This is a genomic window from Nocardioides sp. L-11A, from assembly GCA_029961745.1.
Lineage (GTDB): Bacteria > Actinomycetota > Actinomycetes > Propionibacteriales > Nocardioidaceae > Nocardioides.
In genome coordinates this window covers 1,744,610-1,766,116 of record CP124680.1, presented here as the reverse complement: position 1 = coordinate 1,766,116, position 21,507 = coordinate 1,744,610, and the positions used below count along the sequence as shown (strand labels likewise).

The following is a 21,507-nucleotide window of genomic DNA, read 5'->3' as shown; positions in this document are numbered from 1 at the left end:
GTGTCCTCCTTGAACTTCCCCATGCAACGACCCGGCTCGTTCAAGGTGGCGGGCAGTGCGCGACGATCCTAGCCTGATTCGCCGGCACCCGCCGGGGTGGACGTCACCAGGTGGCCGAAAACGACCGACCGGTTGTCGGTGTGGAAGATCTCCGAGCAGGTCACCAGGGTGATCAGCTGGTCGCCGATGTCGGCGGGTGGCTGGGTCCCGCCCGACGGGTTGACCGGCTTGTCGTCCAGCACCCAGGTCTGGGTGAAGGGCACGATCAGATCCTCGCCGCCCGTGTCGAGGACATAGGTGTACGTCGCCGCGCGGGTCTGCACGATGACTTCGTCCCCCGGCCGCAGCGAGGGCAGGTCGGCGAACGGCTCGCCGTGGGTCACCCGGTGGCCGGCCAGCACGTAGTTGCCGACGGCGCCCGCCTCGGTGTCCTCCATGTGGCCCACGCCCGCGGCGAGGACCTCGTCGCTCGAGCCCTCCAGGACGGGCACGGAGAAGTCCTTGCCGAACCTCGGGATGCGCACGATGGCCGTCGCGTTGCCGAACTCGGTGCGCACGACGTCCTGACCGTCGCCCCAGCCCGACTCGAGCGCGCGGCGTACCTCGCCCTGCCGCTGCTGCGACTGCCAGTTGGTGCCCCAGAACTGCCAGGCCACCCAGCCGAGCACGGCCAGGCCGGCGGCGATCAGGCCACAACCGAGCCAGAAGGTCACGCGGCGTCGGGCCGGAGCCGTCTGCCCGGAGGAGCCGGAGGAGCCGTCGCCGGGGCGGGAGCGGCGCCGGCGTACCCGGGAGGGGGTGGTGGTGTCGCCGGCAGCAGAAGCGTCGGGCCCCGGGTCGGAGCTGTCGGGCGCGTCGGTCTGCGTCATGGGATCCCTCCTCGGCGGGGCCCCGCGTCGGACGGCCCCACCCCATCCAACGCGACGCGGACGCGTGTGTCACGTTCGGCGGCGGGCTCGCTCGGCGAGTCCACCACCGACGGCCACGAGCCCGATCCCGGCGAGGAGGAATCCCAGGTGCGGACCGCCGGTGTTGGGCAGGCCGCCACCACCACCGCCACCACCGGTCTCGTCCGCCCCGACCTCGAACTTGACGTTGTCGCTGCAGCGCAGGAAGCGGGTCGGGTCGTCGGGGACGAAGGTCGCGGTGGCCTGGTGCTTGCCGCGCTCGAGGCGCGGGCCGACGACCTCGATCTGGGCGCCTTCGTAGCGCACCGTGCGGGTCCAGCGGGCCGCGGCCCGCTCGGACCGCGTCGACAGGCGGTCGCCGTCGACCGTCACGGTCCCCCGTGGCGCCACGCTGCCGGCCGCGGTCACCAGGACCCGGACGACGACGCGGTCGCCGTCGACGGTCGCCGGGACCGTGACCCGGCATGACGTGGGCACGGCGGGCGTGTACGGATCCGCACCCGCCGGACTGCCGACCACCCCCAGCAGGGCGAACAGGAACGCGGTGAGTGCCACGACGGCACTCCACGGCACCAGGCGACGACCCATCGATCCTCATCTCTCCCGAGAAGATGAATGTGGCGCTTCGCCCGGCACCGGGCGGTGACAGGCGAACCTGTATCACCCAACCTGTCCGCAGTGACCTTCGTTACGGCTCGACGGGAAGAATTTTGCCCAGGAGGCGCGATCCTTCCTCACACGGTGCTCTGGACCCCGGCGAGGAGCTGACGGGCCATCACGATCCGCTGCACCTGGTTGGTGCCCTCGTAGATCTGGGTGATCTTGGCGTCGCGCATCATCCGCTCGACCGGGTAGTCGCGGGTGTAGCCGTAGCCGCCGAGCACCTGGACCGCGTTGGTGGTGACCTCCATGGCGACGTCGGAGGCGAAGCACTTGGCCGCGGCGCCGAAGAAGGTGAGGTCGCTGTCGCCACGCTCGGAGCGGCCGGCGGCGGCATAGGTCAGCTGACGGGCGGCCTCGACCTTCATGCCCATGTCGGCGAGCAGGAACTGCAGGCCCTGGAAGTCGGCGATGGCCTTGCCGAACTGCTGGCGCTCCTGCGCGTAGCCGAGCGCGTAGTCGAGCGCGCCCTGGGCGACGCCGACGGCCTGGGCGGCGATGGTGACCCGGGTGTGGTCGAGGGTCTGCATGGCGTACTCGAAGCCCTTGCCCTCCTCGCCGATGATCCGGTCGCCGGGGATGCGGACGTTGTCGAAGTAGACCTCGCGGGTCGGCGAGCCCTTGATCCCCAGCTTCTTCTCCGGCGCACCGAAGGAGACACCGGCGTCGGACTTCTCCACGACGAACGCCGAGATGCCCTTGGAGCGGGCGTCGGGGTCGGTCGTGGCGAGGACGGTGTAGAACTCCGACTCCCCCGCGTTGGAGATCCAGCGCTTGGTGCCGTTGAGGACCCAGCCGTCGCCGTCGCGCACGGCACGGGTCTTCTGGTTGGCGGCGTCCGAGCCGGCGTCGGGCTCGGAGAGGCAGTACGAGAAGCCCTCACCCGCGGCCAGCCGACCGAGGTACTTCTTCTTGAGGTCCTCCGAGCCGCCGATCATGAGCGGCAGCGAGCCGAGCTTGTTGACCGCGGGGATGAGCGAGGCCGAGACGTCGGCCCGCGCGATCTCCTCGATGACCAGCACGGTGGCGAGCGCGTCGGCACCGGCGCCGCCGTACTGCTCTGGGACGTGGGGGGCGTGGAAGTCGGCGGCCAGGAGCGCCTCGGCCGCCTCCCGCGGGTAGCGGGCCTCCTCGTCGACCTCGGCGGCGAAGGGGGCGACCTTGGCGTCGCAGACCACGCGCACGGCCTCGCGGATGGCCTGGTGCTCCTCGGACAGGGCGTACATCGGGTAGTCGCTCACGACGGCTCTCCTGGACTGGCTCTCCCGAATCGGGCTGATACTCAGTATCGTACTAGTGAGACTCCGTCCCGTCGAGCTAAGGTGCTCGGATGCCCGCCACCGCCCGCGACCGCCTCGTCGCCGCCGCCTTCGAGCTCTTCGAGAGCCAGGGGTACGACGGCACCACCGTCGACGACATCGCCGCCCGGGCCGGCACGGGGCGGAGCACCTTCTTCCGCCACTTCCCCACCAAGGACGACGTGGTGCTGCCCGACCACGAGGCCCTGCTGCGCCGCATCGACCAGCGCCTCGCGACCGCGTCGATCGCGGGCCAGGAGGTCGCGTTGCGCGAGGCGGCCGGGATCGTGCTCGCCCACTATCTCGCCGAGGGCGAGACCGCGCGCACCCGCTACCGGCTGGCCAACTCGGTGCCGACCATCCGGGACCGCGAGATCGCGAGCGTCCAGCGCTACGTGCGGCTCTTCGGCCAGCACGTCCACCGGTGGCTCGACGCCGAGCCCGACGGCCCGCTGCGGGCGGAGTTGGTCGCGTCGTCGGTGGTGATCGCCCACAACCACGTGCTTCGGCAGTGGCTTCGCGGAGACGTCGACGACGCCGCCGCCACGCAGGCCCTCGTCGACCGCGCCCTCGAGCACGCGCTCGCCGTCCTGCGCGGACCGGCCGCCGAGGGCACGCCCACCATCGTGATCACGGGCGGCGAGCGCGATGTGGAGCAGGTGGTCCGGGAGGTCCGCGCCGCGCTCGGTCGACCCTGACCGGGAAGACCGGGGCGTCGGCGTGCGTTGCACCTGCGTGACCACTGCCCCCCACCTGGACCCCGAGACCATCGACCGGATGCTCGACGACGCCACGACCTGGGCCGTCGTCGGCCTGTCGGGCAACCCGGCCCGGACCGCCTACGAGATCGCCGCGCTGCTCCAGCAGCACGGCAAGAAGATCGTGCCGATCCACCCCTCCGCACCCGTGGTGCTCGGCGAGCAGGGCTACGCCACGCTCGCCGACGTCCCCTTCCCGATCGACGTGGTCGACGTGTTCCGGCGCTCCGAGGACGCGGGTCGGTTCGCCGACGAGGCCGTCGCCATCGGCGCCGGGGGCGTCTGGTTCCAGCTCGGGGTGGTCGACGAGGCGGCCTTCGAGCGCACCCGCGCGGCCGGCGTACCGATGGTCATGGACACCTGCCCGGCCATCGAGTGGCGCAAGCGCGGCCGCTGACCTCGGGCCGATCACCGATCACCGGCCACCGGCAGCCGGCCTCACTGGTCGCGGACGACCGCGCCCTTCGCCTCGGCGGCGGCCTTCAGCTCGGCCTGGAAGTCGGTCATCTGCTTCTGCAGCGCGAGGTCGGTCGCCGCGAGGATCCGTACGGCGAGCAGGCCGGCGTTGCGCGCGCCGCCGATCGCAACCGTCGCCACCGGCACGCCCGCGGGCATCTGCACGATGGAGAGCAGCGAGTCCATGCCGTCGAGGTACTTCAGCGGCACCGGCACGCCGATGACCGGCAACGGCGTGACCGCGGCGAGCATGCCGGGCAGATGAGCCGCGCCGCCGGCACCGGCGATGATCACCGACAGCCCGCGGCCGGCAGCGTCCTGGCCGTAGGCCAGCATCTCCGCGGGCATCCGGTGCGCCGAGACCACGTCGGCCTCGTAGGCGACGCCGAACTCGCGCAGCGCCTCGGCGGCGGCCTTCATCACCGGCCAGTCGGAGTCCGAGCCCATCACGATGCCCACACGCGCAGTCATGGGCGCGAGGCTATCGGCTCGGCGGCTCGGCTCCGTCGACGGCGCACCAACCGAATTCGTCGCCCGACCGGCGGATCGACGACAAGTTCGGTAGTTACGCCGTCACGCCGGCTACTCGCTCTCGTCGCCGAGGTCACCGCGGAACCACGCGGCGGCGTGCCGGGCCCGCTCCAGCAGATCCTCGAGGTCGTCGCCGTAGACGTTGACGTGGCCGACCTTGCGGCCCGGCCGCAGCTCCTTGCCGTACAGGTGCACGCGCAGTCGGGGGTCGCGAGCCAGGGCGTGGGGGTAGCCGTCGTAGAGACGCCCGACGGCGGGGTGGTCGCCGCCGAGGATGTTGACCATCACGCTCCAGCGGGCGCGGGGAGCGGGTGAGCCGAGCGGGAGGTCGAGGGCGGCGCGCAGGTGGTTCTCGAACTGGCTGGTGACGGCACCGTCCTGGGTCCAGTGGCCCGTGTTGTGGGGACGCATCGCGAGCTCGTTGATGTAGACGACCGGACGGCCCTCGGCGTCGACGGCCTCGAACAGCTCGACCGCGAGGATGCCGGTGACGTCGAGCTCGCCGGCGATGCGGAGGGCGAGCTCCTGCACGGAGGTCGCGAGCGCGGGGTCCAGGTCGGGCGCCGGGGCGATCACCTCGCGGCACACCCCGTCGACCTGCAGCGTCGCCGCGACCGGGTACGCCGCCGCCTGGCCGCTCGGCGCGCGGGCGACCAGCGCGGACAGCTCGCGCCGGAAGTCGACCAGTTCCTCAGCCAGCAGCCGGACCCCCAGCGACGCCGTCGCCTCGGCGGCGGCCAGCGGCTCGGCGGCGTCGTCGAGGGTCCGGACCACCCAGACCCCCTTGCCGTCGTAGCCGCCGCGGGAGACCTTGAGGACGCACGGCAGGCCGAACGCCTCGACGTCGGCCGCGGAGCCGACGACCGCCCAGCGCGGTTGGGGGGCGTCCAGGCGCGCCATGGCCTCGCGCATCACGATCTTGTCCTGCGCGTGGACCAGCGCCTCGGGCCCCGGGTGCGCGGTCACGCCGTCGGCGGCGAGCGCGCGCAGGTGCTCGGTCGGGACGTGCTCGTGGTCGAAGGTGACCACCGAGCAGCCCGCGGTCACCGTGCGCAGCGTGGCGAGGTCGCGGTAGTCGCCGACCATCTGGTCCGGGATCACCTGCGCGGCGGAGACCCCCTCGGCCTCGGCGAGCAGGCGGAGGGGTACGCCGAGGGCGACGGCCGGCTGGGCCATCATCCGGGCGAGCTGACCGCCGCCGATGACGGCGATGCGGGGCGCGGGTTCGGTCGTCGACACGGCCGAAACCCTACGCACTCGCCGTGTGCTAGGCCGACCCGGCCTCCACGGCCTCGTCGAGCTCGAAGCGCAGCCCCTGGCCGCGGATGGTGGTGATCAGGCGGGGCTGCCGGGTGTCGTCGCCGAGCTTGCGGCGCACCCACCCCAGGTGGACGTCGATCGTCTTCGACGACGTCCAGAAGGTCACGCCCCACACGTCGCGCATCAGCTCCTCGCGCGTGACGATGGACCCGGCGCGCGCGATCAGCGCGTGCACCAGGTCGAACTCCTTGCGCGACAACAAGATCTCGCGGTCCCCACGCCACATGCGCCGGGCCGACGGGTCGACCCGAACGTCCTGCACCTCGATCACAGGGCTCAAGGTAAGGAACCGAGCCGCCCGTCCGACACCGAATGCCGAGAATTTTGCCTTGAGAAGGCACCCCAAAACTGGCGCTGACCAGCGTTTTCGGTCAAGGTGAAAGGTCAGGCTCGCCTGACTGCAACCGGTTCCACCACACCGAAGCCCCGGACGGGGCGTGCCGGCAGCGGCCGGGACTCGACCTGGTCGGCCGGGAGCAGGTCGGCCGTCGCGTGGTCGACGATGATCCGGTTGCGCCGCGCCACCTGGGTCAGCCGGGCGGCCAGATTGACCGGCGGGCCGAAGACGTCGCCCATCCGCAGCACCACGCCGCCGGACGCGAGGCCGACGCGCACGTCGGGCATCCGGGGGTCGCGGCCGATCACGTTGATGATCCCCTCCGCGGTGGCGAAGGCGGCCATCGGATCGTCGTTCACGAACAGCACCGCGTCGCCCATGCTCTTGATCAGCCGGCCCTGCTCGCGGGCGATCACGTCGCCGCAGCGGGCCTCGAAGACCTCCACGAGCTCACCGATCCGCTCGCGCGAGACCTCGTTGGACAGCGCGGTGAACCCGACGATGTCGGCGAAGCCCACGCTGAGGTCGGTCATGTGCGGGTCGTCGTCGAGCGCGCGCACGGACTCCATCCGGGCGACGGCGGCGGCGAGGTGGCGACGCCAGGCATAGACGAGCAGCCCCTCGAACCGCTCCCCCAGCCGGGACAGCACCCAGGCGCCGGGGTCCTCGTCGGCCGCTTCGCCGTCGGGTACGCCGTCGGCGACGTGCTGCACCAGCTCGCCGACCTCCCAGTCGGCCAGCCGGGCCATGGTGATCCCGACGCCCCGGGTCACGTTGAGCGCGACGTCGAGGTCGATGACGCCGTCCTCGAGGATCTGGGTCATCAGCCGCATGGCGGCGACATCGGCGGCGGTGTAGGCGCGCTCGTCGCCGTGCTCGGCGAAGCCGAGCGTGCGGAACAGCCGGCGGGTCTGATCGAGCGGCAGGCCGGCCTGCTCGGCGACCTCCGCCGCGGTGAGCTGGGGTTCCTCCCCGAGGCAGGCCCTCTCGGGGACGGGGTCAGACACCTTCGTCCCGGCGGGGCGCCGGTCCGCTGTGGAGCTCGTGGAGCAGCTCGTTGAGCTGGCGCTGCGTGGCCTCGACATGGGGGATGTCGTTGAGCCGCACCGTGCCGAAGGTCGAGGCGTCCGAGATCAGCAGGCTGCCACAGCCGAACGGTCGGTCGATCAGGTTGATCTCCATGGCGATGTCGCTGACCCGGGCCAGGGGGATGTCGTGGCCGCGGCGGGTGATGATCCCGTTGCGGGTGATCAGCCGGCGGTCGGTGAAGGCGTGCACCGTGGTCAGCCAGTCCAGGAACGGGCGCGCCGAGAACCACAGGATCCCGAGGACGACGAGCGCCCAGACGATCAAGGACAGCACCCGCTGGAAGCCGGTGTCCTCGAGCAGCACCTGGACCGTGACACCGACCGCGAGCAGGACGACGAGCGCGAGGATCGGTCCGAACAGCGCCTTGGGGTGCTGTCGGGTGCTGACGATCAGTCGCTCGCCGGGGTTGAGCAGCTTCTTCGAGATGGCCACGGCCCGATCATCCCACCAAATCGGTCGGTTCAGGCCGAGGTCGCGCGGACGTGGATGACGTCGCCCGCTCCGACCCGCTCGGTCCCCGCCGCCGTCTCGACCACGAGACGCCCGTCGTCGTCGATGTCGGTGGCGCGTCCGAGCAGCTCTCCGCCCCCCGGCAGCTCGACGCGCACCTCGCGCCCGACCGTGGCGCACTGGGCCCGGTACGACGAGGCCAGACGCGTGGTGCCCTGGTCGCCCCCGGCCTGCCAGACGTCGTACCCCTCGCGAACGGCGGCCACGACGTCGAGCAGCACGGAGGTGCGGTCGGGGGTCTCCGTCCCGGAGACGGCGAGGCTGGTGGCGGTCGGCACCGGGAGCTCCTCGGCGGTCATCGCCACGTTGATCCCGACGCCGACGACGGCGACGGGGCCGGTCGGGGTCTCGACCCGCTCGACGAGGATGCCCGCGACCTTGCGGTCGCCGTCCAGCAGGACGTCGTTGGGCCACTTGACCGCGGCGTCGTACCCGAGCGCCGTGAGCGCCTTCGCCACGTTGTGGCCGACGAGCAGCGGGAGCCACGGCCAGGACGCCGGCGGCACCGTGGGGCGCAGGAGCAGGGAGAAGGTCACCGCGGTGCCAGGAGGCGTCTGCCAGGTGCGGTCGAGACGGCCGCGGCCCGACGACTGGTGGTCGGCGACCACGACGAGACCCTCGTGCGCGCCCGCGCGGGCCCGCTCCGCCGCGACCTCGTTGGTCGACGGCGCCTCGGCCAACAGCTCGAAGGTCAGGTCGGGGGTGAGGTCGGACGCACCGGCGAGACGGTCGCCGTCGAGCGGTCCGCGAGGAGTCGTGGTCACGGCCCCTACCCTGTCGCAGCCCGCCTCGTAAGGAAACCCCGGGGCGTCCTGCTGTCAGCGAGCTGTCAGCGCGCCATCAGCGGCCTGGCCGACGATTCTCCGGCCACGGCCGTCGTGGTCGCCCACCCCTCGCCCGAAGGAGTCCACCCATGCCCCTCGCCGTCCCGATCGACCTCAGGCGCGGCGCCACGGCGGTGATCGGCGCGCTGGCGCTGCTGCTCACCACCCTGTCGCTCCTGCGGCCGGCACCGGCCGACGCCGACGCCGCGCCGATCACGCTGAGCGCGGCGGAGGTCAACGAGGCGCTCTTCGTCGCCGGCGACATCGCCCGACTCGGCGCGGATCCCTCCGCCGGAGTCCTCGAGGGCGTGCTGCAGGAGCTGTACGCCGTGCGGCCGGGGATCGCCTCCGCGATCGCGGTGGAGCAGATCCGGCTCCTGGAGTCGGGCATGGCGGCTGCTGCCTCGCGCGCGCCGGCCGAGCAGCAGCTGTCCGCCCGGTCCGAGGGCGCGGCCACCTACGAGTACTGCCAGCACTGGAGCGAGCCGGCGGCCGGTGCGGAGTGGAGCAAGCGCGACCACATCTGTGCCGACTGGACGCACACCAACGCGGCGCGACTGCACTTCCTGACCTCGGCGGTCGAGGAGCCGGCCGTCCTGCCCGAGACCAGGCGGGCGGTGCGCAAGCAGGTGAAGACCGAGCTCGCCACCCCCGACAACGGCGTCGGTGCGAGCGTGATGACCCCGACCCTGGACCAGGGAACCGACGCGAACAGCCTCGAGCAGTCCGCCGACCGGTTGCAGCGCAGCTACGCGATGGCCCAGGACAGCGACGAGTTCGCCGTGGCCCGCGACGACCTGTGGGCGGGCACCAGCGCCGAGGAGATCCTCGCCTCGCTCCAGCAGCGTCAGCACGACCCCGACCTGGCGCCGTTGGCCGAGCAGATGGCCAGGATCAGCTCGCAGGGCGTCCTGACGTTGACGGCCCCGCAGTCCGAGGACCTGGCGGCGGAGGCGTTGAGCCGGACCGACGCCGCGACCGGGACCGCGGTCGACGCGTTGACCCAACTGGCCCAGGCTCAGCAGAAGTACGACGACGCGAAGACCGACGCGGCGAGGGCGGCGGCCAAGAAGGAGCTCGACGACGCCAAGGACGGCCTCAAGGAGCCGCTGGAGCAGGCCACGAAGATCGTCAAGGACGCCAAGACGGTCGTGGACTTCGCGACCTTCATCCTGAAGAAGGTCGATCCGGACGCCGCCGAGGCGATCCAGGGAGCGGCCGATGCGGTGCTGCCCGTCGCCGAGGGGCTGATCGAGGTCGGCAGCAGCATCGTCAACGGCGTGATCAACTTCTACTCCGGCAACTGGATCGGGCTGATCGGCAACGCCTTCTCGGCCTTGCAGGGTCTGGAGAAGCTCTTCGGCGGCACCGGATCGGAGCCGAAGCCCGACCCGGTGAAGGTCGCGCTGGAGAACCTGGGCAAGCAGCTGGAGAAGCTGGGCGAGCAGATGCACGAGCGCTTCGACAGGATCGACGCGGCCCTGGAGCAGATCTACACGGCGCTGACCACGGGCGTCGGCGAGGTGCTCGCCAAGCTGGTCGCCAACGAGCGGAACGTGGCGGAGATCTTCGATCGGCTGGAAGCGCAGCGGGCCAACCTGGTGCGCCTGGAGGATCGGGTCTTCGCGCTCTTCAACGCCGATCAGCGCCGGGCTCAGATGGAGGCGATCAACCTGGCGGTCGGCAAGCGGACGATGAGCCAGGACCTGTACGATGTCAGCACCAACGCGTTCTACACCTGGGCCACCGTGAACGCCAAGGACGACATCGCGCTCGGCGCGGACCGGAGCTTCGCTCCTGCGGATCGCCTCGACGAGCTGAACAAGGGCCTGGACACCAATGTGGACTACCTCCGGCGCTTCCCCCAGGCGGTCTTCGGCCTGGCACCGCTCGGCACCAGCACCGTGGTCAACCCCAGTGACTGGGGCAGCGCCGCCCGCGCCTTCACCCGGGTGATCACCGAGCATCCCCGCCACTTCCACAGCGATCCCCGCAACCTGGCCCGACTGGACGCCATCGTCACCGAGGGCGAGCGGCTCCGCGACACCCTGGCCGTGATCGCCGGGAACGACACGACGGCCGGGACCGGCAGCACCGTGCTGAACGCCGCCACCCAGGGCTACCGGGACGCCTGGGGCGCGCTGTCCACCGGCGTCGAGGACGCGCTGGACGACTGGATCGCCGGCCAGGTCACCAGCTTCGACCTGTGGGCGGGGCCGCGCCAGCCGTACACCGCGGCGGACCTCCCGAGTCTGCCGGCGATCAGCTGCGGACCGGTCGCGAGCCTGAGCGGGAAGGCGTTCCCGGCGGGCGCGCCGTACGCCAATGCCACCATGCCCAACCAGCTCGGCATGGCGCTGACCGCGGGCCTGCTCAGCCTGCGGGTCTGCAGCTCCGCGGTCGAATGGGTCAACATCGAGGACCGGCCGGAGACGAACCCGAGGACGCCGATCTTCCTGAACCGGTTCGCCCAGTTGCGCGTGCGCGTCCAGGTCGAGGCGAGGGACGCGGGCGGCCGGGTGGCCACCGCGACCGGGACGTACACCGCCCCCGACAAGACCCTGATCTGCAGCTTCGACGAGGACGGCACCGACAACTGCGATCTGACTGCGAACCAGGCGACCGCCAAGGCCGCTCACCAGTGGGACGAGATCCGCACCAAGATCGGCTACACCTGGGACGCCCAGGTCCGCGACCAGGACGAGTCGGCCATCACCGGCATGGTCACCGACTGGCTGCGGGGGCGCCAGCAGGGAGCGGTCGGGCACCTCCTCGCCCTGCTGTCACCCGGTAGCGCGAATCCGACACTGTCCGCGAAGTCCCTCCAGGTGAGCGCGGCCCGCAAGGCACTCAGCAGCTATGTCGAGCTCGGCCTGCCGGCCGGCCTGGCCGTGGACGCCGAGCTGCGTGGCCTGCTCGAGGGCGGGCTCGGGACGGCATCGACCAGCACGGACCCGTTGGGGCGGCTGCTCGACGGAACCACCCGGCTCCTGGACGACGCCGGTGTCGGTCACCTGAGTCGGATCTGGGGGGCGGTCGACGAGCAGTACCGCTCCCACGACGTGCCGGCGGCGCTGCGCACCGCCGGTGACCAGCGTCTGGATCGGCTCGAGCAGCTGCTCCGCGAGCACGTGGTGCCCGCGGACGGGCAGACCCGGCTCCCGCTCGGGGCGGCCTTCATCGAGTCCACGCTGGACCGGCTGGCGCTGGCCCGCAGCACGCTGACCGGTGCCGGGCCGGTGACCACGATCGTGTCCGGCCCGACGAGCACGGCATCGACGCGACCGACCTTCGCCTTCACCACCGGCGAGGAGGAGCTCGGGACGACCGTGGCGTGCCGCGTCTTCGCCCACGGGACGTCCGCGCCCGACTTCGGGCCCTGCTCCGCCGGGCCCGGCGGGACGAGCCACACCCCGTCCGCGACGCTGACGGACGGCGACTACGTCTTCGAGGTGCGAGGTGTCGACGACGCGCTGATCGCCGGTACGCCGGCCTCCCGGCGCTTCACCGTGGCCACCGGAGCGACACCCGGCGGTCCCGGCACGCCGGCCGACCCGGGCACCACCGGGCCCGGCTCGGCCGGACCGTCGGCCACGGCCCTCACCATGCTCGACAAGCCCCGGGTCAAGGGCAAGGCGATCGTCGGCCGGAAGCTGAAGGCGACGACCGGCGCCTGGTCCCCGGGACCGACCACGGTGCGCTATCAGTGGCTGCGCGACGGCAAGGTGATCAAGGGCAGGGCCGGCACCAGGCCCGGCTACCGGATCCGGGCTGTGGACCGGGGCCGGAGGCTCAAGGTCCGGATCACGGCGCTCCTCCCCGGCCACTCGAGCACGACGGTGACGACGAAGGCGGTGCGCGTGCGCCGGTAGCCCACCGGTGCCCGCGTCACCCTCTCGTGCCCCTCGGTCACGGTCGGCGCCCGCGCCGGGCAAGATGACTCCGGTGCGACTGACGGTGCTGGGGGCGGTGGGCGTGCTCGACGCGAGCGCGGCGGCCCCGTCGGGCGAGATCGCCCGGCGGGTGCTCGCCGTGCTCGCCGCGGAGGCCAACCGGCCGGTGCTGCCGGCCCGGCTGGCCGACCTCGTGTGGCCGCGCGACGCAAGCCCCCAGGACAACCGCCTGCAGGCGCACGTCTCGCGGTGGCGCAAGGCTTTGGGCCGGCATCGCATCGGCTACGGCACCGCCGGCTACACGCTGCACCTCGCGACCGAGGAGCTCGATGCCCTCGAGTTCGAGGCGCTGGCCGCGGCCGGGACGACCGCCCGCGGCCGCGGGGACCTCGGTGCGGGGATCGACCTCGCCCAGCAGGCCCTGAGCCTGTGGCACGGGCCCGCCTTCGCCGACCTGGCCGACCACGACTGCGTCCGTGCTCGCCGGGTCGAGCTCGAGACCGCGCGCGACCGGGTGCGCCTCGACCTGCTGGAGATGCTGTGCGAGACCGGGGCCTACGACCGGGTGGTTGCGGAGGCTGCGGTCGCGCTGCTGACCGACCCGTGGAACGAGTCGGTGCACCGAGCACTCGCCCGGGCGCACTACGGGCGCGGCGACCAGGTCGCGGCCCTCGCGGTGCTGACCGACCTCGAGGCCCGGCTGCGCGGCGACCTCGGGCTCGACCTCGGTCCCGCCTCGCAACTGCTGCGGGGACAGATCCTGCGCCACGAGGCGGTGACCGAGCGACGGTCCGCCCCGGCCGCCACCGTCCCGGAGTCCAGCGCGGTGCCCGGGTGGGCCGAGCGGCTCGCCGCCCTGCCGCTGACGACGCAGCAGGCCGTCCGCGCCGCGGCCCTCGCCGGGCTCGATTGGGACACCGCCCAGATCGCGCAGGTGGTCGACGTCGACGGCCCGGCGCTCGCCGACGCGCTGGCCCCGGCCCTGGCCGCCGGCATCGCCGTCCGCGACGAGGGCGGCATCAGGTTCGCCGACCCCGGCGTACGCGACCAGGTCGCGGCGCTGATCTCGCCCGGGGAGGCGCTCGCCCTGCACCGGGGACTGGGCGAGAGCCTGCTGCGGCGCCACGGCGAGCCCGCCCTGCTCCGGCGCGCCGCCGACCACGTCGCGGCAGCCGCGCCCCTCGACCCGGCGACCGCCCTGCTGGCCGTCGAGCTCGATCAGCAGCTCGCCCACACGTCGATGGTCCAGGCGCAGTACGCCGCCGCCGTCCACCATGCGCGTCGCGCCCTCACCAGTGCCACGAACGTCACCGGCGACGACTCGGTGCGGATCGACCGGGCCCGGCTGTGGCTCACCCTGGGCGAGGCCCTCCAGGGCGCCGGCGAGCTGGACGCCGCGATGGCGGCGCATGCGGCCGCGGCGGAGACCCCGGGCGCGGGTGCGCAGATCACGATCAGCAGCGCGCTGGGCTACGAGGAGTGCTCGGTGCGCGCGCGGCGGCCCCGCACCGGCGCCCGGGACCGATCTGTGCGCCTGTTGACCCAGGCCCTGGACGCCGCCGGCGTCGCGGACCCCCGTCAGGTCGAGGTGCTCGCGTCGCTCGCCCAGGCGCTGTCGTTCTCCGGCCTGGACGCGCGGGCCGGCCGCATGGTCCAGGATGCCGTCACCGGCGCCCGGGACGGCTCCGACCCGGAGGCGCTGGCCCGCACCCTGCTGCGCGGGGTCGCCGCCCACGACCCGGTGACCGGCGCCGCGGCGCGGTTCGAGCTTGCTCGCGAGGCGGCGGCCGTGGCACGCGCGGCCGAGGCCGACGAGCTGGAGCTCGACGCGCTCGCGGCCTGGGTGCCCGAGCTGATGCGGCACGACCGGCTGCTCGAGACCGAGGAGGTCGTCGCCCGGGTCGAGCACCTGGCCCAGACCCAGGGCAACCTGGTCCACCCCCACCAGGTGCCGATGTGGCGGGCGGCCCTCGCGCTGGCCGCCGGACGCCACGACGAGGCGGAGGTGCTGATCGAGGACTTCCGCATCGCCGGTGAGCGCGCCGGCTACGCCGACACCGCCCGCATCCACGGCTTCCAGTCCATCCTGCTCGCGCTCGGACGCCGTACGCCGGAGCGGGCGGCTGCGGTGCTCGCCCGCTTCGACCACGACCGGGGGTTCGAGCCCTGGCGCGCCACCGCCCTCGCGGTCGCCCACGCCCGTGGCGATCGCGCGACCGCGGTGCGGATCCTCACCCCCTGGTCCGCCCGGCGCTTCGCCCTGGCCCGACCCTTCGCCGGTATCCGGACCTTCTGCGCCTGCCTGGTCGCCGAGGCCGTGGCGGAGTACGGCGACGAGGCCGCGCGCAGCCGACTGGCCGCCCTGGTCCGGCCCGGCGTCGGCCAGCGTCAGGTCCTGGGGGCCGGCGCCGCCGTCCTCGGCGATGCCAGCGAGGCGCTGGGCCTGCTCCTGGCGGTGCCCTCATGACGCCGGCGGTCGAGGACTCCCTGCGGACGGCGAGCACGGCCTACCGCCGGTTCGCCGACCACTGCCGCGGGGCGGAGTCCACGCTCCCCACCCGGTTGAGCGGCTGGACGGTGGCCGAGCTCGTCGAGCATGTCGCCTGGGGTGCCGCCATGGAGGCGGCGGCGCTCCGTGCGGCCGCCGGACTGCCGGCCCCGGATCCGGAGCGCCCCGACCTCGCCGGCGCGATCGCGGCCTTCGCGCAGGCGGCGACCCTCGAGATCGACCCGACGACGGCGGTCGCGCTTCCCGCCGGAATCGTGCCACTGGCCTACGCCGCGCCCCTGTTCGCCTTCGAGGCGGCGCTGCACGCCGCCGACCTCGAGCACGCCCTGACCCGGAGGGATCGACCGCTGGACGGCGCGGAGCTGGCGGCCTGCTCGCTCGTGGTCGGCCCCATGCTCGACCTGCTCGCGACGCGGGTCCCCGCGGAGGACGTCGTCATCGACCTCGTCGGTCTCGGCGACGGCATCCGGCTGAGCGCCACGGGCGGCACCGGCGGCGGCTGGCACCGCGGCGAGCCGGACGGCCGAGCGGCCACGACCACCGTGGTGGGCACCGCGCACGAGGTGGTCATGTTCGTCGCCGGCCGGATCGACCCGACCCGGCTCGACGTCCGGGGCAGCGCGGAGCACGCACGACGCTTCAAGTCCTACTTCCCCGGCCCCTGAGCCAGGTCACCCCGGGCGGCCCTCAGCACGTGTTCTCAGACGAAGAAGGCCCGCAGGTCGGCGACCACGTCCGCCGGCACCTCCATCGCCGCGAAGTGCCCGCCGCGCGGGAACTCCGACCAGTGCGCGATACCGGCGTTGTCGCGCTCGGCGAGGGAGCGGATCGTCTGGAAGTCGTCCTTGAAGACCGCGACCCCGATCCGGCCGGTGCTCACGACGGGCTCGGCGCCGGCGCGCTGCTCCTCGTAGTGGTAGCGCGCCGCGGAGCCGTAGGTGTTGGTCAGCCAGTACAGCGTGGCCTGGGCGAGGACCTGCTCGGGGGTGACCAGGCTGGTGCCGTTGCCGAAGCTCTCGAAGAGCTCGCTGTAGGCGAGCACCGCGACCGGGGAGTCCGCGAGCCCGGCGGCCACGGTCTGCGGGCGGGTGCCGTTCATCTGGTTGTAGCCGCCGACGGACTGGAACCACTGCATGTGCTCGAGCGCGGCGTACTCCTTGGGTCCGAAGCCCTCGAACTCCGCCGGGTCACCGCTGGGGAACGAGAACAGGTGCAGCACGTGCGCGCCGCGGAAGCCCTCGGGGTCGGCGACGGCGAGCTCGCGGCCGACCATGGCACCGCCGTCGCTGCCGTGGATGCCGTAGGCGTCGTAGCCCAGGTGCCGCATCAGCACGTCGTACGCCGCCGCGACCCGCCGCATCGTCCAGCCGGTGTCGACGACCGGGGTGGAGAAGCCGAAGCCCGGCATCGACGGGATCACCAGGTGGAAGGCCTGGTCGGCCGTGCCGCCGTGCGCCTCGGGGTCGACCAGCGGGTCGATCATGTCGAGGAAGTCGAGCTGCGACCCGGGGTAGGTGTGGGCGAGGAGCAGCGGGGTTGCGTCCGCGTGCTTCGAGCGGACGTGGAGGAAGTGGATCCGCTGGCCGTCGACCTCGGTCACGAAGCCGTCGTAGGCGTTGAGGCGGGCCTCCACCGCACGCCAGTCGAAGTCCTTCCAGCGCTCGACCATGTCGCGCAGGTAGGACTCCGGGGTGCCGTACTCCCACGAGTCGCCGGGGACGGCGGGAGCGAAGCGGGTGCGGTCGAGACGGCCACGGAGGTCGTCGAGGTCGGTCTGCGCGATGTCGATGACGAAGGGCGTGATCTGGTTCATGGCAGCGACGCTAGGAGCGATACCGGCACGGTTCGTTCCTGTTAAATCGGCTCGGTGCAGAAGACTTCGGGGCGCGTCCTGGCCCTGCTCGGGCTGCTCCAGTCACGCGTGGAGTGGACCGCCCGCGAGCTGGCCGAACGCCTCGACGTCACCGAGCGGACGGTGCGCAACGACGTCGCCCGGCTGCGCGAGCTGGGCTATCCCGTCGAGGCGCTGCGCGGGCGCGCCGGGCACTACCGGCTCGGCGCCGGCGCGAAGCTCCCGCCGCTGCTGCTGGACGACGAGGAGGCGGTCGCCGTCGCCGTCGGCCTGCGCACGGTGACCGGGGTCGCCGGGTTCGAGGACAGCGGTGCCCGGGCGCTGACCAAGCTCGAGCACGTGCTGCCCGACCGGCTGCGCCGCCAGCTCGCCTCGCTGCGCGAGGCCACCGAGGCCGGCCCGGTCAACACCGACTCCAACGTCGAGGACCCCGAGGTCGCGCCCGGGGTGCTCACCGAGATCGCCGCCGCGATCCGGGACCACCGCGGCCTGCGGGCGTTCTACCGCGAGGACGAGCGGATCGAGATCGAGCCCTACCGGCTGGTGGCGTGGCAGCGCCGCTGGTTCGTGGTGGGCCGCTCCCCCGAGACCGGCGCGTGGGCGCCGTACCGGGTCGACTGGATGACCCTGCGCCTGCCCGGGGGCCGCTCCTTCACCCCGGCCGAGCTGCCGGGCGACCTCACCGAGCTCGTCGTCCGCGAGGTCGCCCGCACCGGTTGGGCCGTGCACGCCCGCCTGGTCATCGACGCGCCGGCCGAGGAGGTCCTGGCCCGGATCAACCCCGCCGTCGGTGTCGTCGAGTCCCGCCCCGACGGGCGCTCGGTGCTCGTCACCGGCGGCGACAGCCTCGAGATCGTGGCGGTCTGGATCGGCATGCTCGGGCTCGACTTCACCGTCGAGTCCCCCGCCGCGCTGGTCGACCACCTGCGGGTCCTGGCGACCCGGTACGCCGGCGCGGTCGCGGGCTTTTGATCAGAGGGTGAGCTCGTGGACCCGCAGACCGTCGAACTTGCGGAAGTCGCGATCGAAGGTGACGACGGTCCCGCCGTACGTCGCTGCGCAGGCGGCGATGTAGGCGTCGGTCACCAGGTCGGCCCGGGCGCCGGCCTGCGCGCTCAAGGCAGTGAACTCCTCCAACGTCCGGGGGTGGGCCGTCCACGTCGTGTACGTCGGCTGGGCCATCAGGGCCGCGGCGAACTCCCAGGCGTCGCGGAAGGCCGACGGCTCGGGGAACACCCGCCGGTTGGTGATCATCCGCACGAACCCGACCCAGACGAGGTCGGGGACGGTGAACGTCTCGCCCGCCGTCACCGACTGCTGCCACCAGGCCGTCGCAGCCGCGTGGTGACTGTGGTCGCCGCGGTAGAGCGGGATCACCACGTTGACGTCAAGGACGTTCATGGCCCCGGATCAGCGCCGCCAGCGCCGCGTCCTCTGCGGCGTACATCGCCTCGTACAGCGACGCGTTGCTCGACGGATCGATCCCCGGAGCCAGACCGGTGCCGCCGCGGAACACGGGGAGCGATGGCGGCGCTGCCTCCGTGACCTCCTCGGTCCGGTCAGCCAACAGGTAGCTCCGGAGGGCATCCTCGAACACATCGCCGAGCGTCTTGCCCTCCTCCTGCGCACGATGCTTGACGGTCGCGAGGAGGCCGTCGTGGATGTTGACCGTGGTGCGCACGTGATGACCTTATCATCATCATCGACGCATCACTCTCATCACCTCGCGCGCAAGGGTCAGCCCGACCCGCTCGGATGCGTCCGGCGACGCGGCCGGCCCGGGAATCCGGGTGCCGACTATCGGCCGGACTCCTAGGCTCGCGTCATGACGCGACTCGTGGACGCCCGCACCGACCGCTTCGTCGAGGACCTCGCCGCGCTCGACCCGCTGACGGCGACCTATGCCGGCATCCCCGGCCATGACGGCGAGCTGCCCGACCTCTCCCCCGACGGCTTCGCCGCGACGGAGGAACTGCACCGCCGGGCGCTGGCCGACGTCGCCGCGCTGGAGGCGGCCGACGAGCGCGAGGAGATCGCCAGGGCGGCCTTCCTGGAGCGGGTCGGGCTCACCGTCGAGCGCGCCGACGCCGGGGTCGAGCGCAGCGAGTTCTCGGTCATCTCGAGCGCGATCCACGCGGTGCGCGAGGTGTTCGACCTGATGCCGACCGAGACCCCGGAGCAGTGGGAGGCGATCGGCGCCCGCCTGGCCGCGGTGCCCGCCGCTCTCGATGGCTACCGCACCACGCTGCTCGAGGAGGCGGCCGCGGGCCGGGTCTCCGCCCGGCGCCAGTACGCCGAGGTGGCCGGCCAGGTGCGGGGCTGGACCGGTCAGGAGGGGGCGGCCGGCGACTACTTCGCGGGCGTCGTGGCCCAGGCACCGGAGGGGCTGCGCGCGGCGTTGACCAACGCGGCGGCGAGCGCCTCGGCGGCGTACGCGGGCTTCGGGCGCTTCGTGGAGACCGAGCTGCTCCCGCGGGGCCGCGAGGTCGACGGGGTGGGCCGTGAGCACTACGCGCTCGCCTCCCGCTACTTCCTCGGCGCGCGGGTCGACCTCGAGGAGACCTACCGCTGGGGCTGGGAGGAGCTGAAGCGGATCGAGGACGACATGACCGCCACGGCGGGGCGGGTCGTCGCCGACGGGAGTGTCGCCGACGCGGTCGCGGCGCTCGACGCCGATCCCGCGCGCGACTGCGGCAGCCGCGAGGCGTTCCAGGCCTGGATGCAGGAGAAGTCCGACGCGATCCTCGCCGACTTCGACGGTGTGCACTTCGACATCGCTGATCCGATCCGGACCCTGCAGTGCAAGGTGGCGCCGATCAACGACGGCGGCGCCTGGTACACCCCGCCCACCGAGGACTTCTCCCGCCCGGGCACCATGTGGTTCTCCTTCACCGACGACCACGAGCGCTACTCCACCTGGCGCGAGACGACGACCGTGTTCCACGAGGGCGTGCCGGGCCACCATCTTCAGGTCGCCCAGGCGGTGCACCGCGCCGACCTGCTCAACCGCTGGCAGCGGCTGCTGTGCTGGGTCAGTGGCCACGGTGAGGGCTGGGCGCTGTACGCCGAGCGGCTGATGGACGAGCTCGGCTACTTCGCCGACCCGGGCGACCGGCTCGGGTTCCTCGACATGCAGGGCTTCCGCGCCGCCCGGGTGGTCGTCGACATCGGCGTCCACCTGGGCCTGCGGATCCCCGCCGACAACCCCTTCGGCTGGCGACCCGGCGAGACCTGGGATGCCGACCTCGCCTACGAGTTCATGCGCGCGCACTCGCGGATGGACGACGGGTCGCTGCGCTTCGAGGTCAACCGCTACCTCGGCTGGCCGGGCCAGGCGCCGTCGTACAAGGTCGGCGAGCGGATCTGGCTCGACGCCCGGGCCGACGCGCGGGCGCGGCACGGCGCGGCATTCGACCTCAAGGCGTTCCACACCGCGGCCCTCGATCTCGGCGGGCTCGGCCTCGACCCGCTGCAGGCCGCGCTCGCCCGGCTCTGAGACCGGCTGAGGCGACGGCATGATCCGGCTCGACCGGGAGCAGGCCCGGCGGATCGCGGTCCGGGCCCAACTCCTCGACGAGCGGCGCACCTGGTCTGTCGCGGAGGTCGTCGACGAGCTGACCCTGCTGCAGGTCGACCCGACGGCGGCGATCGCGCCGAGCGCCGACCTGGTGCTGTGGTCGCGCCTCGGCGACGGCTTCGAACACTCCGACCTGACCTTCGCCCTGGAGACCGAGCGCTCCCTGGCCGAGCTGTCGTCGTACGTGCGGCCGATGGACGACATCGGCCACCTGCTCGCGGTGGCGCCGCACGACCTGCACCCGACCATCCACGCGTGGCTGGCCGCCAACCAGCGCTTCCGGGCCGACGTCCTGGACCGGTTGGCCGGCGAGGGACCGCAGACCGCCGCGGAGCTCCCCGACACCTGCGAGGCGCCGTGGGCCTCGAGTGGGTGGAACAACGACAAGAACGTCAACCGGCTGCTCGAGGTGCTGACCCTGTTGGGCGAGGTCGCGATCAGCGGGCGGCGGGGGCGGCTGCGGGTCTACGACCTGGCCGGGCGGGTCTATCCGGCCGACCTCGCCGTGCCGTCGTACGACGACGCGCGGGCCGTTCTCGACCGGCGCGAGCTCGCCGCGCTGGGCATCGCGCGCACGGGCCCGGGCGAGGTGGTCGCCGTCGACGGCACCGACGGCAAGTGGCGGGTCGATGTCGACGCGCTGGCAGCGGCCGACGAGTCGTTCGCGGGCCGCTGCGCCTTCCTGTCCCCCTTCGACCGGCTGGTCCACGACCGCGACCGGGCGCTGGAGCTGTTCGACTTCGCCTACGTCCTGGAGATGTACAAGCCCGCGGCGTCGCGTCGCTGGGGCTACTTCGCCCTCCCGATCCTGGACGGCGACCGGCTGGTCGGGAAGCTCGACGCGAAGGCCGACCGCAGGGCCGGTGTGCTCCGGGTCCAGGCCGTCCACGAGGACCTCCCCTGGGAGCCGGCCACCGGCGACGCCGTCGACGCGGAGCTGGCGGCGCTCGGTGGCTGGCTGGGGCTGGAGGTCGCGCGCTAGACC

The 21,507-nt window shown here is 72.9% G+C and carries 20 protein-coding genes; 8 read left to right on the top strand and 12 right to left on the bottom strand.

Annotated elements, in window-relative coordinates; genetic code table 11:
• Nucleotides 1-68: 68 nt before the first annotated feature.
• From QJ852_08275 to QJ852_08265, 3 genes are all read right to left on the bottom strand, one after another.
• Nucleotides 69-869, bottom strand: a complete 801-nt coding sequence (locus QJ852_08275) for a class E sortase (GenBank protein ID WGX98434.1) — start codon at nt 867-869, stop codon at nt 69-71.
• 69 nt (nt 870-938) lie between these two features.
• Nucleotides 939-1,496 carry a hypothetical protein gene (locus tag QJ852_08270; protein ID WGX98433.1) on the bottom strand — a complete coding sequence of 186 codons (558 nt, stop codon included), beginning with the start codon at nt 1,494-1,496 and terminating at the stop codon, nt 939-941.
• A gap of 146 nt (nt 1,497-1,642) precedes the next feature.
• The gene (locus QJ852_08265) at nt 1,643-2,809 is read right to left on the bottom strand and encodes an acyl-CoA dehydrogenase family protein (GenBank protein ID WGX98432.1); all 1,167 of its coding nucleotides are present in this window, start codon (nt 2,807-2,809) and stop codon (nt 1,643-1,645) included.
• 89 nt (nt 2,810-2,898) lie between these two features.
• On the opposite strand from QJ852_08265, the gene QJ852_08260 reads away from it, so the two are divergent.
• Together QJ852_08260 and QJ852_08255 are read left to right on the top strand one after the other, a co-directional pair.
• A complete protein-coding gene (locus QJ852_08260) occupies nt 2,899-3,564 on the top strand; it encodes a TetR/AcrR family transcriptional regulator (protein WGX98431.1) in 666 nt (221 codons plus the stop codon).
• A 37-nt stretch (nt 3,565-3,601) separates the two neighbouring features.
• The gene (locus QJ852_08255) at nt 3,602-4,021 is read left to right on the top strand and encodes a CoA-binding protein (protein WGX98430.1); all 420 of its coding nucleotides are present in this window, start codon (nt 3,602-3,604) and stop codon (nt 4,019-4,021) included.
• A 41-nt stretch (nt 4,022-4,062) separates the two neighbouring features.
• On the opposite strand, the gene purE is transcribed toward QJ852_08255, so the two are convergent.
• The 6 genes from purE to QJ852_08225 form a co-directional block, all read right to left on the bottom strand.
• The gene (gene purE, locus QJ852_08250; protein ID WGX98429.1) at nt 4,063-4,551 is read right to left on the bottom strand and encodes a 5-(carboxyamino)imidazole ribonucleotide mutase; all 489 of its coding nucleotides are present in this window, start codon (nt 4,549-4,551) and stop codon (nt 4,063-4,065) included.
• A 111-nt stretch (nt 4,552-4,662) separates the two neighbouring features.
• Nucleotides 4,663-5,850, bottom strand: coding sequence for a 5-(carboxyamino)imidazole ribonucleotide synthase (locus QJ852_08245; GenBank protein ID WGX98428.1), 1,188 nt, complete (start codon nt 5,848-5,850; stop codon nt 4,663-4,665).
• 28 nt (nt 5,851-5,878) lie between these two features.
• Nucleotides 5,879-6,202, bottom strand: a complete 324-nt coding sequence (locus tag QJ852_08240) for a winged helix-turn-helix domain-containing protein (protein WGX98427.1) — start codon at nt 6,200-6,202, stop codon at nt 5,879-5,881.
• 113 nt (nt 6,203-6,315) lie between these two features.
• On the bottom strand, nt 6,316-7,275 hold the full coding sequence (locus QJ852_08235; GenBank protein ID WGX98426.1) for an adenylate/guanylate cyclase domain-containing protein: 960 nt from the start codon (nt 7,273-7,275) through the stop codon (nt 6,316-6,318).
• Nucleotides 7,268-7,789, bottom strand: a complete 522-nt coding sequence (locus tag QJ852_08230) for a PH domain-containing protein (protein ID WGX98425.1) — start codon at nt 7,787-7,789, stop codon at nt 7,268-7,270. The genes QJ852_08235 and QJ852_08230 overlap by 8 nt, the downstream gene beginning before the upstream one ends.
• Nucleotides 7,790-7,818: 29 nt before the next feature.
• Nucleotides 7,819-8,631, bottom strand: coding sequence for a biotin--[acetyl-CoA-carboxylase] ligase (locus QJ852_08225; GenBank protein ID WGX98424.1), 813 nt, complete (start codon nt 8,629-8,631; stop codon nt 7,819-7,821).
• A gap of 149 nt (nt 8,632-8,780) precedes the next feature.
• On the opposite strand from QJ852_08225, the gene QJ852_08220 reads away from it, so the two are divergent.
• The 3 genes from QJ852_08220 (at nt 8,781) to QJ852_08210 (ending at nt 15,758) form a co-directional block, all read left to right on the top strand.
• Nucleotides 8,781-12,563, top strand: a complete 3,783-nt coding sequence (locus tag QJ852_08220) for a hypothetical protein (GenBank protein WGX98423.1) — start codon at nt 8,781-8,783, stop codon at nt 12,561-12,563.
• 73 nt (nt 12,564-12,636) lie between these two features.
• Entirely contained in the window at nt 12,637-15,051 is a 2,415-nt protein-coding gene (locus tag QJ852_08215; protein ID WGX98422.1) for a BTAD domain-containing putative transcriptional regulator, read from the top strand.
• Nucleotides 15,048-15,758, top strand: a complete 711-nt coding sequence (locus QJ852_08210) for a maleylpyruvate isomerase family mycothiol-dependent enzyme (GenBank protein ID WGX98421.1) — start codon at nt 15,048-15,050, stop codon at nt 15,756-15,758. The genes QJ852_08215 and QJ852_08210 overlap by 4 nt, the downstream gene beginning before the upstream one ends.
• Before the next feature lie 35 nt (nt 15,759-15,793).
• On the opposite strand, the gene QJ852_08205 is transcribed toward QJ852_08210, so the two are convergent.
• Nucleotides 15,794-16,906: an epoxide hydrolase gene (locus QJ852_08205; protein WGX98420.1), complete on the bottom strand. Its 1,113-nt coding sequence runs from the start codon at nt 16,904-16,906 to the stop codon at nt 15,794-15,796.
• A gap of 54 nt (nt 16,907-16,960) precedes the next feature.
• Here QJ852_08205 and QJ852_08200 point away from each other — a divergent pair, with 54 nt between their 5' ends.
• Nucleotides 16,961-17,917 carry a WYL domain-containing protein gene (locus tag QJ852_08200; protein ID WGX98419.1) on the top strand — a complete coding sequence of 319 codons (957 nt, stop codon included), beginning with the start codon at nt 16,961-16,963 and terminating at the stop codon, nt 17,915-17,917.
• Here the strand turns inward: QJ852_08200 and QJ852_08195 are convergent, their stop codons facing one another.
• On the bottom strand, nt 17,918-18,346 hold the full coding sequence (locus QJ852_08195; protein WGX98418.1) for a PIN domain-containing protein: 429 nt from the start codon (nt 18,344-18,346) through the stop codon (nt 17,918-17,920).
• Nucleotides 18,333-18,626, bottom strand: coding sequence for a CopG family transcriptional regulator (locus QJ852_08190; GenBank protein ID WGX98417.1), 294 nt, complete (start codon nt 18,624-18,626; stop codon nt 18,333-18,335). Before QJ852_08190 ends, QJ852_08195 begins: the two co-directional genes overlap by 14 nt.
• A 144-nt stretch (nt 18,627-18,770) precedes the next feature.
• Between QJ852_08190 and QJ852_08185 the strand changes: the two genes are divergently transcribed.
• Together QJ852_08185 and QJ852_08180 are read left to right on the top strand one after the other, a co-directional pair.
• Nucleotides 18,771-20,441, top strand: a complete 1,671-nt coding sequence (locus QJ852_08185) for a DUF885 domain-containing protein (protein WGX98416.1) — start codon at nt 18,771-18,773, stop codon at nt 20,439-20,441.
• 19 nt (nt 20,442-20,460) lie between these two features.
• Nucleotides 20,461-21,504, top strand: a complete 1,044-nt coding sequence (locus tag QJ852_08180) for a crosslink repair DNA glycosylase YcaQ family protein (GenBank protein WGX98415.1) — start codon at nt 20,461-20,463, stop codon at nt 21,502-21,504.
• Nucleotides 21,505-21,507 lie beyond the last annotated feature (3 nt).